The sequence below is a fragment of the Affinirhizobium straminoryzae genome (assembly GCF_007004135.1).
Lineage (GTDB): Bacteria > Pseudomonadota > Alphaproteobacteria > Rhizobiales > Rhizobiaceae > Neorhizobium > Neorhizobium straminoryzae.
This window is the reverse complement of the sequence record NZ_VJMG01000015.1, coordinates 71,911-86,448: the sequence shown is the minus strand read 5'-3', so window position 1 is coordinate 86,448 and position 14,538 is coordinate 71,911. Positions and strand designations below refer to the sequence as shown.

Genomic DNA, 14,538 nt, shown 5'->3' with positions numbered 1-14,538 from the left:
ATGACGATGACGGTCACGGGCACGCGCGTCGAGGGAGGTGCGGATCGGCAGCCGGCCGGCCGAAACGCACGCGGCAGGCGCGGCATGATCGTCGCCCCGCACGGCCTTGCCGCCGAGGCAGGGCACGCGGTTCTGAAAGCGGGCGGCAATGCCATTGAGGCTCTGATTGCCGCAGGCTCTGCGCTTGCCGTCGTCTATCCTCACTTCTGCGGTCTGGGCGGCGATGCGGTCTGGATGCTGTCGGATGCCCGTGGCGATGTGACGAGCCTGCTCGGAATCGGCCAGGCGGGCGAGAATGTGTCGGGCATCACGGCGCTTCCGCCGCGTGGGCCTGCCTCCACGCTGACCTCCGCCTGCCTCGTCGACGGCTGGGGCAGGCTGCTCGATCTGTCGCGGGATCGCTGGGGCGGCGCGCAAACGCTGTCGCAACTGCTGGAACCGGCAATTCTTCTGGCGGATGAGGGATTTGTCGTCAGCCCGTCGCAGCGCTTCTGGTGGGATTTTCGCGCCGCCGAGCGCGCGTCCTGGCCGGGTTTCGAAGCCCGGTTCGTCGGACAGGGGCTACAGCGGCAGCCGGCGCTTGCGCGCACGCTGAAGCGCATTGCCGCGCATGGGCCACGCGAGTTTTACGAGGGGGCGCTTGCCGCGGAGATCGCCGCGGGGCTTGCGGCTGTCGGCTCGCCTCTCACTGCGCGCGATCTGGCATCCACCGAGGCCCGGTTCGAGACGCCGCTCCGTCTCGCCTACCGCGATCTGACGCTCTGCGCCCCGCCACCGCCGACGCAGGGCGTGACGACGCTCGGCATCATGGGCCTGCTCGCCCATTTTGCGCCGGGCGAAATGGCAAGCGAGGGCGCCGATTTCTATCATCATCTGGTCGAGGCGGTGAAACAGGCCTTTCTCGATCGCGGCGAAATCGCCGATCCGGATTTCGTCGCGGCAGGCGCTTTCGATCCTCTGCTCGATCCCGCGCGGCTCGCCGCGAAGGCCGAGGCGATTAATCCCCAATCCGCACGCCCATGGCCGCATGTCTACCGCCACGGCGATACGGCCTTTCTCGCGGCCGTCGATGCCGAGGGTCGATCGGCCTGCGTGCTTCAGAGCCTCTATTATGACTGGGGAAGCGGCGTGATGGTCGGCGACACCGGCCTGCTCTGGCAGAACCGTGGCGCGGGCTTCAGCCTTGACCCGGCAAGCCCCAACCGGCTTCAGCCCGGCAAGCGGCCATTCTACACGCTCAATCCCGGGCTTGCGCTGAGGAACGGCCGGCCGCATCTGCTTTATGGCACGCAAGGCGCCGACGGCCAGCCGCAGACGCTGGCGCTGCTGCTCAGCCTGCTGATCGATCACGGCCTCGATCCGGTCGAGGCACTGTCGCGTCCGCGCTTTCTGCTGGGCAGAACCTTCTCGGATAGCCGCGACACCCTGAAGCTGGAGCGCAATGCCGGGGAGGATGTCGTCACCGGCCTCGCCTCCAGGGGGCACATCGTCTCGACGCTTGATCCGCTGAGCCCGCTGGGTGGTCAGGCCGGCATCATCCGTATCGACGATGATGGCGTGATCTCCGGCGCACACGATCCCCGCAGCGATGGCGGTGCCATCGCCCTGTAACGAGCGGAGAGCCCATGACCTTCGATCTCCTCATTCGCAACGCCCGTCTCGCGGCCGGACCCGATCTCCTCGACATTGCCGTTGCCGAGGGACGTATAGCGGCGCTGGCGGCAGGTCTTCGCTGCGAGGCAGTGGAGGAGGTGGATGCGCGGGGTGCGCTTGCCTTTCCCGGTTTCACCGATGCCCATGTGCATCTCGACAAGGCCTGCATTCTCGATCGCTGCCGCATCTGTGAGGGAACGCTGGCCGAGGCCGTGCGCGAAACGGCGAAAGCCAAGGCGGGCTTTACCGAGGACGACGTCTATCGCCGCGCCGCCCGCGTGGTGGAAAAGGCCATTGCCCATGGCACGACGGCGATGCGCAGCTTCGTGGAGATCGATCCGCGCGCCGGCTTCCGGTCCTTTGCGGCGCTCACCCGCATCCGCACCGATTTCGCCTTCGCCGTCGATATCCAGCTCTGTGCCTTTGCCCAGGAAGGGCTGACGCAGGAACCGGAGACGCTTGCCATGCTCGACCGGGCGCTGGCCGACGGGGCGGATCTCGTCGGCGGCTGTCCCTATACCGACCCCGATCCGGCCGAGCATATCCGACTGATCTTCGATCTTGCGGAAAAGCATGATGTCGATGTCGATTTCCATCTCGATTTCGATCTGAACCCGGAGCGCACCAACCTGCCGGCGGTGATCGCGGAAACCGCCCGTCGGGGCTGGGGTGGCCGCGTCACCATCGGTCATGTCACCAATCTTGCCGCCATGTTGCCCGAACGCGTCGAGGCGATCGGTCGTGCGCTGGCAGAGGCAGGCATCGCACTGGTCGCGCTGCCGGCCACCGATCTGTTCCTCAACGGTCGTGAGATGCCGGTCCTGACCCCGCGTGGCGTTGCGCCCCTGCATCGTCTGGCCGGCGAGGGCGTGGTGACGGCGGTTGCCACCAACAACGTGCTCAATCCGTTTACACCCTATGGCGATGGCTCGCTGATCCGCATGGCAAATCTGCAGGCCAATGTGGCGCAGGTGTCGCGCGGGGAGGATCTGGCGCTTGCCTTCGACATGGTGACCTCCCTGCCGGGGCGTATCATCAACCGGTCCCGCCGTCTCGAGGCCGGCGGCGAGGCGACCATCGTGCTTGTCGACGCGGCCGATCCCGGCAGCGCCGTCCGTGAGGTTGCCCGTGTGATCGGCGGCTGGAAGAGTGGACGCAAAAGCTTCTGGAACGGCTGGCCCGCACTGTTTTATCCTTCAGCACGGGACGTATGACCCGATCTTCCTCCCGCTTGCAGGGGCCGGGCAGGAGGCGCCGGCGCCGGTGGCGGGTGTGGTACAGGTGCGTCAGCTTCCGGGGGACAGTGTCGAGGGATCATCCAGTGCATCGAGCGGTCCCTCCAGAGCGGTGCGCGGCGGCACCAGTTGCGGTTCCACCATGATGAGCTGAGGCGTGGCGGGCGGCGCGTCCAGGAGGGCAAAGCCCTTGTCGAGCATGGCCGGCATGTCGGGCCGGATCATGTAGACGGGGAAGGGCAGGAAGGACGCAAACGGGTCGTAGTCGAAGCAGCCCACCACGATGTCACCGAACGCCTCGCCCGGATGGTGCGCCATGAAGCGCAGCAGGCCCTCGAAGTTGATCGAGGAATTGATGAAGAAGCAGCGGGGCAGGCGTCGGTGCCGGGCAAAGAAACGCTCGAAGGCGGCGGCCGTCATGCCCGGCGAATAGCCGGTGATCTCGATGTCACCGAAGGTGTTTTCGCCGAAAATGGCCGCCTTGGCGGCGTGGAAGCCGGCAATGCGCTCGCGGCTTGCATGATCGTCGCGCCCGCCGAACAGGAAGACATCATCCGGCCCAAGGGGCCCGATTTCCTGTGCGTGGCGGATGATGGCCTGCGTCAATGCCACCGCGCCCTGCCGGTTGTCGGCAATGACGGATGAGGCCTTGCTGCCGGGCAGATCGATGTTGACATGCGCAAGGCCGGCCCTTGCACAGAGGTCATGAACGCCGTCCGGATCGGTGGCGCCGGCAATGAACAGTGAATCGATCGAATAGGCGATCAGCGATTCCACCGTGCGGCATTCTTCCTGCGGATCTCTGCGTCCGGAAACCACCATGGGAACCAGGCCCCGCTTCGAAGCCAGTGCCTCGAAGGTCTGTGCCATCGAGGAGAAAAACCGGTTGTCATAGACCGGCAGCAGCAGGCCTGTAAGCCCGGAGCGGGAACTGCGCAACGCCCGTGCCTGAAGGTTGGCCTTGTAGTCATGCTCCTTGGCGAGCGAGAGGATCTTGTCCGCCGTCTCCTCCGAAATACGCCGCTTGCGCCAGGTGCCGTTCAGCACGGCGCTGACCGTGGATGCCGAGGCGCCCGAGACGACCGACAGATCGTAAATGGTTGCTTTCTTTTGCTCTCTCGTCGTCATGCCTTCTCACTCTCCGTCACGTCCCTGTGTAGGACAAGAGCCTACTTGACGAAAGGCTCTTTGCTGGTAAGTTGATTGCACCATCGATTGTGCAATGTTGCAACAACGATTGTGCATGATGGGTCGCAACAGGGAGGCGGCAAGGGAGGACGTTCCGCAACCGGAACGGAAAACGTCGGGCGCGGAAGTCGTGTCGCTTCCGCGGGCGGTTCTTCCTTGCCTTCGGATCTCGAGGAGGAGGAGAGATTCATGAAGAAAATGTTCGCAGCCGCACTGGGTCTGTCGCTGGCGCTTCTGGCGTCGAGTGCCCTTGCAGCAGGTCCCAAGATCGGCGTCGTCGTCAAGATCGGTGGCATCCCGTGGTTCAATGCCATGGAAGCCGGCATCAAGGAGCAGAGCGCCAAGCTTGGCGTGGAGGGCTTCATGGTCGGTCCGACCAGCGCCGACCCGGCGCTTCAGGTTCGCGCCATCGAAGATCTCATCGCGCAGAAGGTGGATTACATCGGCGTTGTTCCGAATGATGCCAAGGTGCTTGAGCCCGTGCTGAAGAAGGCGCAGGCCGCCGGTATCAAGGTCATCACCCATGAATCCCCGAAGCAGGTCGGCGCCGACTGGGATTTCGAACTGGCATCTGCCAAGGGTTTTGGTGAAGCGCACGGCAAGCTTCTGGCCGAGAAGATGGGCGGCAAGGGGTCCTATGCCGTCTTCGTCGGCTCGCTCACCGTGCCGCTGCACAATGCCTGGGCCGATGCCGCCATTGCCTATATCAAGGCGAACTATCCCGATATGAAGCTGGTTGGCGACCGCTACGGCGTGGCCGAGGATGTTGACAAGAGCCGCTCGACCGCGCTCGACCTGATGGCCGCCAATGCGGATCTCAAGGGCTTTCTCGCCTTCGGCTCGCAGGGGCCGATCGGTGCCGGCCGCGCCGTCGAGGAGCGTCGCAAGGACGGCAAGGTCTTCGTCATCGGGCCTTTCTCGCCGGGGCAGGGCGCCAAGCTCATCAAGTCCGGCGCGCTGACGGGCGGCTTCATGTGGAACCCGAAGCAGGCCGGTGAAGTCTTCGTCACGCTGGCCGACCGTCTGGCCAAGGGGCAGGGCATCAAGGCCGGTGACGACATTCCGGGTCTCGGCAAGGTCAATCCGGACGGCAACACCATCATCGTCGACCAGTTGCTGGCAATCAACAAGGACAGTATCGACAAGCTCGTCGGCATGGGTCTCTGAGCCTTCTTGCGTGATCCGGCCGCGGGCGGCAGCCCTCCCGCGGCCTCATTCCCACATCGCAGCGACAGTTCGCGTCGTCCGTCATCCGCACGGGCCGCGCAGGACGGAGACATGCCATGGCGAGCGAGCCGCCACTTCTGTCACTCAGGAACATCAACGTCACCTTTGGTGGCGTCAGGGCCTTGAAGGGCGTATCCTTCGAGGTGCGCCCGGGCGAGGTGCATTGCCTGGCCGGCGAAAACGGTTGCGGCAAGAGCACGCTGATCAAGGTCATCACCGGTGTCTACAGGCCGGAAGCGGGCGCCGAACTGTGGTTCGACGGCAAGCCCGTTGCGGCCATGACGCCGACGCTGGCGCAATCCCTCGGCATCCAGGTGATCTGGCAGGATCTTGCCCTGTTCGGCGAAATGACAGTGGCGGAGAATATCGGCTTCCAGCATGCGGTGAACGGCCGGTTCGGCCTCGTGAACCGCCACGCCGTGCAAGCGGCGGCCGAACGGGCGCTGGCGAAGCTTGGCGTGACGCTTGATCTGCACATGCCGCTGAAGGAACTGCCGATCGCGCAGCGCCAGATCGTCGCGATCGCCCGCGCCCTGGTCGGCGAGGCGCGTCTGGTGTTCATGGACGAGCCGACCGCGTCCTTGACCCAGTCGGAAACCGATTATCTCATCGAGATCGTCCGAACGCTGTCGGCGTCCGGCGTTGCTGTCGTCTTCGTCTCCCATCGCCTGGCCGAAGTGCTGGAGATTTCCGACCGCATGACGGTGCTGCGTGATGGCGAGCTGGTGGGCGTCTTTCCGGTCGAGGGACTGACCCAGTCCCGCGTCACCGAACTGATGACAGGCCGCAATTTCGACAACGCAGTGATCGCCAGCGATCATGATGACCAGCCGGTCGTTCTCTCCGTCCGCAACCTGTCGCGCCATCGCGAATTCGAGAACATTTCCTTCGATCTGAGGCGCGGGGAAACGCTCGGCATTACCGGCCTGCTGGGCGCCGGCCGCACCGAACTGGCATTGACGCTGTTCGGCATGAAGCCTGCCCATTCCGGTGGCATCGAGATCGAGGGCCGGCCTGTCCGCTTCGCCTCGAACCGGGATGCGATCCGCGAAGGCGTTGCCTATCTTTCCGAGGATCGCCTGTCGCTCGGTCTCAACCAGCCGCAATCGATTGCAGACAATCTCGTCATGGCCTCCCTTGACCGCATCCTCTCCGGCGGCCTGATCTCGCTGACGCGCAAGGCTGATGTCGTGCGGCGATGGATCGCCGCGCTCGGCGTCAAGATCGGCACGCCCGATGATCCGATCCGCACGCTCTCCGGCGGCAACCAGCAACGTGTCGCCATCGCCAAGTGGCTTGCGACCGATCCCCGCATCCTCATTCTCGACGCGCCGACCGTCGGTGTCGATGTCGGCGCGCGGGCCGGTATTTTCGATATCGTCCGCAAGCTCTCCGCGGAGGGCCTGTCGATCATCCTGATCTCGGATGAACCGCCGGAAGTCTATTTCAACGCAGACCGCATCATCCACATGGTCGAGGGCCGCATCCGCGCGATCTACGACCCGCGACGGATGTCGCTGACAGACCTGGAGGCCGCCGTCTATGCGTAGGTTCGTTCTCGCCCACACCACCGAGGTGGCGCTGATCGTCGTCATGCTGGTGCTCTCAGCCGGCCTGTCGCTTGCGACCGACCGCTTCCTCACGCTGTCGAATGCGTTTGACGTTCTCAATGTGTCGGCGGTCAACATCATCTTCGCGGTCGGTCTGCTCGTCGTGCTGATCTCGGGCGGCATCGACATTTCCTTCGCCGTCGCCGCCTCCGTCGTCCAGTATCTTGCGGTGCTGGCCCTCGGGGTGGTCGGCGGCGGAAACTGGGCGCTCGGCTTCCTCATCGCCGGGGCGATCGGCCTCGGCCTCGGCTTCGTGAATGCCTTCCTGGTCTACCGCCTCAGCATCATCTCCATCGTCGCGACGATCTCCACCTTCAACATCTTCTTCGGTCTGTTGATGTTCTTCACCAAGGGTGTGTCGATCTACAATCTGCCGGACTGGCTGACGACGCGCGTGGTCTTCTACGAACGCGAGATGGCCGATGGCTCCTGGGTGGAACTGACCCTGCCGGTGGTGGTGATGCTGATCTGCTGCGGGGCCACCTGGTTCCTGATCTCGCGCACGACCACGGGCCGCAAGCTCTATGCCTTCGGCGACAATCCGGAAGGCGCGCGTCGCTTCGGCATCAATATCGGCGCCATGCACTACATCTCGTTCGGCTGGCTCGGCCTGATGGCGGGCATCGCGGGACTGATGCAGGCACATTATGCCGAGGAAGTGGTACCGAATGCCCTCTATGGCCGCGAACTCGATGTGCTGGCCGCAACCGTGCTCGGCGGCGCGCGGCTCGGCGGGGGCAAGGGCTCCGTCATCGGCTGCGTGCTCGGTGTGCTGATGGTCTCCATCACCCAGAACGGCCTCAACCTGATGGGCGTCTCGCCGTTTGCCTTCAAGATGATTGTCGGCGCCATCATCCTCGTCGCCATCACGCTGTCGTCGGCGCGTCTCGACAAGCTTCTGCCGGCCTTTGCCAGGGCGCGTCCCCGCACAGGAGGTCCCCGCTGATGAACAGCCTGATCCAGCGTCTCAACGCCACGCTCGGCGCCGACATGGCGGGACCGCTGTTTGCCCTCGTCGCGGTCCTGGTGATCTTCGGCATCGGTGCGGACAATTTCTTTTCCGCTGCCACCTTCGGCTCCGTCGCCTTCCAGCTACCCGAACTCGGGCTGCTGACGCTTGCCATGCTGCTGCCGCTGCTGACCGGCGGCATCAATCTGGCGGTTACCTTCACGGCCAATCTCGCCGGCCTCGCCGCAGCCTGGGTGCTGCAGGCGCATGGCGGCGCAGATGCCTCTGGCGGGGCCTTCGCTCTGGCCGCAGTCGCCGCACTTGCGACCGGTGGTCTCGCCGGCATGATGACCGGTGTCCTGATTGCCTATACCCGCGCACATCCCATTCTTGTCACGCTGTCGATGATGATCTTCCTGCGTGGTCTTGGCGAGTTCCTGACGCGGGGCGGCGATGTTTCCGGCTTTCCGGCCTTCATCGCCACGATCGGCCACGGTTCCCTTCTCGGCCTGCCGGTTCCGCTTCTGATCTTTCTCGCCTGCGTCGGCCTCTGGCACCTGCTGCTGACGCGCTTCAAGCTCGGCTTCGGGCTGCTGATGATCGGCTCCAATATCGAGGCGGCACGCTATTCGGGTCTCGATACGCGCCGCATTCTCGTGCTGGTCTACACGCTTTCCGGCCTGATGTGCGCTGTTGCCGGGCTGATCATGCTGGCGCGCTTCAACTCGGTGCGCGTCGGGCATGGCGAATCCTATCTGCTGATCACGGTACTGGCGGCCTTTCTCGGCGGCATCAACCCGTTCGGTGGTTTCGGCCGCGTGCTGCCGGTCTTCGTGGCCCTGATCGTCCTTCAGCTTCTCTCGTCCGGCCTGAACCTCATGGGGGCCAACCAGCACCTCGCCACCGCGCTCTGGGGCGTGCTGATGGTGGTCGTGATGGCCGCGCGGACAATCTCCACCTCCTTCGCCAAGAGCAGAAAGAAGACATGACCGTGCAGGGTTTCGGCATACACGCAAGCATCTGGACCATGGACTGGAACCGGCAGAATGCCGAGCACGCCATCACGGCGGCAGCGGCGCACGGCCTCGCCTTCATCGAAATCCCGCTTGTCGACATGACCGCCATCAACGCTGCCCACAGCCGCACCCTGCTGGAGATGCATGGCCTGCGCGGTGTCTGCTCGCTGGTGCTGCCTCAGGCAGCCTGGGCTTCTGTCAACCCCGAGGCGGCGGCGGAACACCTCTGCCATGCCCTTGATCTGGCAGCAGCGATGGGCTGCGAAGCACTGAGCGGGGTTACCTTCGGCGGCACGAACGAACGCACAGGCTTTCCGCCAACCGCTGCGGAATACGATAATCTCGCGCGGGCACTCGACGTGGCAGGCCGTCACGCCAGGGCGAAAGGCCTGCTGCTCGGCATCGAGCCGGTCAACCGCTATGAAAACCATCTTCTCAACACGGCGCGGCAGGCCGTGGACCTCATCGAACGCATCGGTCTCGACACGCTCTTCGTCCATCTGGATACCTTCCACATGGCGATCGAGGAGAGAGGGTTTGCCAATGGCATCCTCGATGCGCGCGACCATCTGAAATACATGCACATGTCTGAAAGCCATCGGGGCACGCCCGGTGACGGCAATGTGGACTGGGACGCCATTTTTTCCGCGCTAGCCGCGATCGGCTTTGCCGGCGGGCTGGCGGTGGAAAGCTTTGCGGGGATGCCGGCCCGGATGGCGGGCGATATCTCGCTCTGGCGCCCGGTGTCCGAAGGTCCGGAAGCTGTGCTGGGCAGGGGGCTGGCCTTCCTGCGCGACAAGGCGGCGCAATATGGCCTGTCCTTCGCCGCCTCCGCAACGCCTGTCGGAGAGGAGGACCTGCATGTCCGCCGTGCCTGAAAACATCGACAGGATTGTTCGTGCCGCCGAGGCGCGGTTCGAAAGCGCGGGCGGACGACGCATCCTGATTGCCGTTGCCGGCGCGCCCGGATCCGGCAAATCGACGCTCGCGGAAGGAGCGGTCGCCGGCCTCAATGCCCGCCGCCCCGGTCTGGCGGCGCTTTTTCCCATGGATGGCTTCCATTATGACGATGCCGTGCTTGAGGCGATGGGACGCCGTGCCCACAAGGGGGCGATCGATACCTTCGATGCCGATGGCTTCCGGCACATGATCGAACGGCTGCGGGCGAACACGGATGCGACGGTGGCCGTGCCCGTCTTCGATCGCACGATCGAGATTTCGCGGGCCGGCGGCCGCCTGATCGGGCAAGAGACCGGCATCATCGTCTGTGAAGGCAATTATCTCCTGATGCGCACGGCGCCGTGGGATCGCCTGAAGCCGTTGTTTGATCTCACCATCTTCGTCGATGTCAGCGAGGCTGTGCTGCGGGAGCGCCTCAGCCGCCGCTGGCGCGATCTCGGCCTGCCCGAGGCGGAGACTGCGCGCAAGGTGGACGAAAACGACCTGCCGAACGGGCGCTTCGTGAAGGCCGATAGTGCCGAGGCCGATCTCGCCATCCTCAACGATTGAGCCGCCGGGTGGCTTCACCGCCGCCCGGCAGTCTCTCCACCCCACCGCCCCCGTTGATCGGGGAGAGATCCAATGAGCAACACAGGGAGATTGCCATGAACAAGTTAGGTGTCCACGCCCTCGTCTGGGAGGCAGGCTGGAGCCATGGCGAATGCGAGCGCGCCATCGCCAAGACTGCCGAGGTCGGCTACGATTTCATCGAGGCGCCGGCGCTTGATCCGAGTTCCATCGACGTCGATTTCACCCGCCGCATGCTGGAGAAATACGGTATCGGCATCAATTTCTCGCTCGGTCTCGATGCCGACACGGATATTTCCAGCGGTGATGCCGAGAAGGCAGGCCGCGGCAAGGCCCGGCTCGAGGAAGCCCTTGCCGTCGCGCGCGATCTTGGCGCCACCCATGTCTGCGGCATCCTGCATTCCGCCTTCCAGAAGAACAGCGTGCCGACGACGGCGGCGGGTGTCGCGATGTCGGTCGATATTCTCGGTCAGGTGGCGGCCGTCGCCGCGAAAAGCGGCATCACGCTTGGGCTCGAGGTCGTCAACCGCTACGAATCGAATGTGCTGAACACCGCCTCGCAGGGCGTCGAACTCTGCAAGCGGATCGGTGCCGACAATGTGAAGGTGCATCTCGATGTCTATCACATGAACATCGAGGAATCCGACATCGCATCGGCCATCCGCGAGACCGGCAGCTATCTTGGCTATTTCCATACCGGCGATTCCCACCGTGGCTACATGGGCTCGGGCAGCATCGATCTGGCCGGTGTGTTCCGGGCGCTGGTGGCGTCGGGCTATACTGGTCCGATCACGTTCGAAAGCTTCTCCTCGCGTGTCGTCGGCCAGCCGCTGGAAGGCATTCTCGGCATCTGGCGCAACCTGTGGGAAGACAGCCATGATCTTGCCTCGCATGCTTTGATGTACACGAAGGCGCAGCTGAAGGCCGCGCAGGAAACCATGCGCCAGGCAGAACGCAGCCGTCTGCCGTGAGCGTTGACGCCACGGCCAGAAGCGATCCCGGTGGTCTTCCGCCGGGATTATCAACCGAATGCTTCCGTGAAACGGGGTCGCCATTCCCCATCTGTTGTGACAGTTTCCTGGCGGTGATGTTTGACCCCGGAAGAGGATGTGCAGAATGGGCGACAAGGTGGCACTGGTAACGGCGGGTGGCAGCGGCATGGGTGCGGCGGCAGCGCGCCGGCTGGCGGCGGATGGCTTCCGGGTTGCGATCCTTTCCTCCTCCGGCAAGGGCGAGGCGCTTGCCACGGAACTCGGCGGCTTCGGCGTTACCGGTTCCAACCAGTCGGAAGAGGCTCTGAAGAGCCTGGTCGAGGGCGCCATGGCGCGCTGGGGCCGGATCGACGTGCTCGTCAACAGCGCCGGCCACGGGCCGCGCAAGGCGCTCCTCGACATTCCCGACGCCGACTGGCATGCCGGCATGGATGTCTATTTCCTCAACGTCGTGCGGCCCACGCGGCTGGTGACCCCGATCATGCAGGCGCAGAAAGCCGGCGCGATTATCAACATCTCGACGGCCTGGGTATTCGAGCCGAGCGCGATGTTCCCGACATCCGCCGTTTTCCGGGCGGGGCTTGCGGCCTTTACCAAGATTTTCGCCGATACCTATGCCGGCGACAATATCCGCATGAACAACGTGCTGCCCGGCTGGATCGACAGCCTTCCCGCCACCCAGGAACGGCGCGACGCCGTGCCGATGAAGCGCTACGGCACCAGCGCCGAAATCGCGGCCACCATCGCCTTCCTGGCGTCCGAGGGGGCAGCCTATATCACTGGCCAGAACATCAAGGTCGATGGTGGCCTGATGCGGTCCGTCTGAGGCGCGGACGGCATGGCGGGCGGCGGGCGCATCGCCGCATCCCGTCGGGAGAGTGGAAGGACCATGGCAAACAGGAGCCTGCGGCAATCCGGGTTCCATTTCTTTCACGCCACCGCCGCCTTCTTCTTCGATCCGCCACAATTGCTGTGATGGTCAAAGCGGATGGCTTGTCCGGAGGGCGCCCCTTGAGACTGCTGCTGATTGAGGACGATCAGATCCTCGGATCCTCCCTGAAAAGGGCCTTCGAGAAGCATGCCTATGGCATCGACTGGTTTCGCGATGGCGAAAACGGCCTCGCTGCGGCACGCACCGGTGATTATGGCGGGCTGATCCTCGACGTGAACCTGCCGGGCATCAACGGGTTCGAGGTGGTGCGGACCCTGCGGGCGAGTGGCAACGGGCTGCCGGTCCTGATGCTGACCGCGCTCGACAATGTGCGAAGCCGCGTCGAGGGCCTTGATGAAGGCGCCGACGACTACCTTGTCAAACCCTTCGATCTCGATGAACTGCTGGCCCGTGTCCGCGCGCTTTTGAGGCGCCGCGAAGGGCGCACCCGCACCGTGCTGCGCTCCGGCGGCGTGGAAGTCGATCCGGCGGCCATGGTTGTGCGTCACAACGGCGTACAGCTTCATATTCCGGCCAAGGAATTCCATCTGTTGCGGGTGCTGATGGAGCGCGCCGGGCGCTATGTCACCAAGAATGATATCGAGTACGCCCTCTACGACATTTCGAGCACTATCGAGAGCAACACGATCGAGGTGACCGTCTACAATTTGCGCAAGAAGCTCGGCACGGATTTCATCAAGTCGATCCGCGGCGTCGGCTACATGGTCGAAGCTTCAGCATGACGCTCAGCCAGAGGCTCTTTTTCCGCATCCTGCCGACCCTGATGGCGGCGATCGTCATTATCGGCGTTCTCGCCCATCACAGCGCGACGCGGGAAATCAACAACATTTACGATGCCGAGCTGATCAACGACGCCAATACCCTCTGGGTTCTGTTGCGCCATCCGCTGGAGCGCGGTCCGCGCCATGGAACGGTGCAGGTGCCGGATCTCGATTTCAACATGGAGAACCAGCTCGCGCTCAACGAGGATGCCGACGATTATGCCGATGCCCATCTGTTCCGGGTCTGGAAGGAGGGCACGCTGGCCTTCGTCAGCAGCAACGCCTTTCCCGCGAGTGTGAAACCCTTTTCCGTCGGCTTTTCGGACTACAGCGATGGCACGGATCGCTGGCGGGTCTACAATCTGCCGGTCCCGAACACCACGGTGGTGATTGAGGTCGCCGAAAAGCTGGCGCTGCGACAAAATCTGGTCGGCAACATCCTCCTGAATCTCGTGGTGCCGCTTGCCGTTCTGGTGCCGGCCATTGCCGCGCTCATCTGGCTGGTGATCAACAACGGTCTCAGCCACATCCGGGATCTCATCCGCCAGATCCGGTCGCGGAACCCGGATGACCTGTCGCCGGTCGAGGTCCGCGATCTCCCGCGTGACTTTCTTCCTCTGGCAGCCTCCTTCAACCGTTTTGCCGAAAAGCTTGCGGTGTCGCTCACCCTCGAACGGCGGTTTTCCGATCTTGCGGCGCATGAACTCCGCACGCCGCAGGCCGGCACAAAGCTTCTGCTGCAATTGCTGGAGAAGGCCGACAGCGAGGAGGAACGGCAGGCCCTGCTGCGCGATCTGTCGGCCAGCAACGAACGGTCGATGCATCTGATCGAGCAGATGCTGAGCCTCGCGCGCGTCAGCCACCAGCCGCTGCGCCTCGCGGACGTCAACCTGCATGATCTGGTCGTCTCGGCAATTGCCGATCTCGGCCATCAACTGACGCACAAGAACCTCCAGCTGGACCTTTCCGGCCCGGACGATGGCTGTCTGCATTCCGATCCGATGCTGCTGCGGATGATGCTGGACAATCTGCTGAACAATGCCATCAAGTATTCACCCGAGGGCGGGCGCCTCGAAGTCGTGCTGGGCGAAGAGGGCAGGGATGTTCTGGACCTGATGATCCGCGACAGCGGTCCCGGGATCGCCCGCGAGCACAGGGCCGATGTGTTCCGTCCCTTCCATCGTCTTTCGCTCGACAAGCAGGGCAGCGGCCTGGGGCTTGCAATCGTCGCCGGCATCGCCCAGCGGCTCGGTATCGCGGTCACTCTCGACGAGCCGCCCTGGGGCCATGGTCTGGAGATCCGGCTCTGCCTGCCTGTCAGTTCGACCGGCATTGCCGGCGGCCCGGCGGTCCAGAGGGACATGCTGCCCGAATAAATTTGCAAATTCAGTTTCGCATCATTTTCACCTAATCTGCCGCTCAGCTTGA

The 14,538-nt window shown here is 64.1% G+C and carries 13 protein-coding genes; 12 read left to right on the top strand and 1 reads right to left on the bottom strand.

Annotated elements, in window-relative coordinates; genetic code table 11:
* Both FNA46_RS06930 and FNA46_RS06925 read left to right on the top strand, forming a co-directional pair.
* Positions 1 to 1,611 carry a gamma-glutamyltransferase family protein gene (locus tag FNA46_RS06930; protein WP_425468683.1) on the top strand — a complete coding sequence of 537 codons (1,611 nt, stop codon included), beginning with the start codon at positions 1 to 3 and terminating at the stop codon, positions 1,609 to 1,611.
* Positions 1,612 to 1,625: 14 nt separating this feature from the next.
* Positions 1,626 to 2,867 (top strand): amidohydrolase family protein, encoded by a 1,242-nt coding sequence (locus FNA46_RS06925; protein ID WP_143124386.1) that lies wholly within the window; start codon positions 1,626 to 1,628, stop codon positions 2,865 to 2,867.
* Between the two features lie 72 nt (positions 2,868 to 2,939).
* On the opposite strand, the gene FNA46_RS06920 is transcribed toward FNA46_RS06925, so the two are convergent.
* On the bottom strand, positions 2,940 to 4,016 hold the full coding sequence (locus FNA46_RS06920) for a LacI family DNA-binding transcriptional regulator (protein ID WP_143124385.1): 1,077 nt from the start codon (positions 4,014 to 4,016) through the stop codon (positions 2,940 to 2,942).
* A gap of 249 nt (positions 4,017 to 4,265) precedes the next feature.
* Here FNA46_RS06920 and FNA46_RS06915 point away from each other — a divergent pair, with 249 nt between their 5' ends.
* From FNA46_RS06915 to FNA46_RS06870, 10 genes are all read left to right on the top strand, one after another.
* Complete coding sequence (locus FNA46_RS06915) at positions 4,266 to 5,243, top strand: substrate-binding domain-containing protein (RefSeq protein ID WP_143124384.1); 978 nt, start codon at positions 4,266 to 4,268, stop codon at positions 5,241 to 5,243.
* Positions 5,244 to 5,359: 116 nt separating this feature from the next.
* Positions 5,360 to 6,853 (top strand): sugar ABC transporter ATP-binding protein, encoded by a 1,494-nt coding sequence (locus tag FNA46_RS06910; RefSeq protein WP_143124383.1) that lies wholly within the window; start codon positions 5,360 to 5,362, stop codon positions 6,851 to 6,853.
* A complete protein-coding gene (locus FNA46_RS06905) occupies positions 6,846 to 7,859 on the top strand; it encodes an ABC transporter permease (protein WP_143124382.1) in 1,014 nt (337 codons plus the stop codon). Before FNA46_RS06910 ends, FNA46_RS06905 begins: the two co-directional genes overlap by 8 nt.
* The gene (locus FNA46_RS06900) at positions 7,859 to 8,851 is read left to right on the top strand and encodes an ABC transporter permease (protein ID WP_143124381.1); all 993 of its coding nucleotides are present in this window, start codon (positions 7,859 to 7,861) and stop codon (positions 8,849 to 8,851) included. Before FNA46_RS06905 ends, FNA46_RS06900 begins: the two co-directional genes overlap by 1 nt.
* A gap of 2 nt (positions 8,852 to 8,853) precedes the next feature.
* Positions 8,854 to 9,756: a sugar phosphate isomerase/epimerase family protein gene (locus tag FNA46_RS06895; protein ID WP_143124413.1), complete on the top strand. Its 903-nt coding sequence runs from the start codon at positions 8,854 to 8,856 to the stop codon at positions 9,754 to 9,756.
* On the top strand, positions 9,740 to 10,387 hold the full coding sequence (locus FNA46_RS06890) for a nucleoside/nucleotide kinase family protein (RefSeq protein WP_143124380.1): 648 nt from the start codon (positions 9,740 to 9,742) through the stop codon (positions 10,385 to 10,387). Before FNA46_RS06895 ends, FNA46_RS06890 begins: the two co-directional genes overlap by 17 nt.
* Positions 10,388 to 10,482: 95 nt before the next feature.
* Positions 10,483 to 11,376: a sugar phosphate isomerase/epimerase family protein gene (locus FNA46_RS06885; protein ID WP_143124379.1), complete on the top strand. Its 894-nt coding sequence runs from the start codon at positions 10,483 to 10,485 to the stop codon at positions 11,374 to 11,376.
* 145 nt (positions 11,377 to 11,521) lie between these two features.
* Positions 11,522 to 12,223: an SDR family oxidoreductase gene (locus FNA46_RS06880; protein ID WP_143124378.1), complete on the top strand. Its 702-nt coding sequence runs from the start codon at positions 11,522 to 11,524 to the stop codon at positions 12,221 to 12,223.
* A 185-nt stretch (positions 12,224 to 12,408) separates the two neighbouring features.
* Positions 12,409 to 13,071 carry a response regulator transcription factor gene (locus FNA46_RS06875; RefSeq protein ID WP_143124377.1) on the top strand — a complete coding sequence of 221 codons (663 nt, stop codon included), beginning with the start codon at positions 12,409 to 12,411 and terminating at the stop codon, positions 13,069 to 13,071.
* A complete protein-coding gene (locus tag FNA46_RS06870) occupies positions 13,068 to 14,486 on the top strand; it encodes a sensor histidine kinase (RefSeq protein ID WP_143124376.1) in 1,419 nt (472 codons plus the stop codon). The genes FNA46_RS06875 and FNA46_RS06870 overlap by 4 nt, the downstream gene beginning before the upstream one ends.
* Positions 14,487 to 14,538 lie beyond the last annotated feature (52 nt).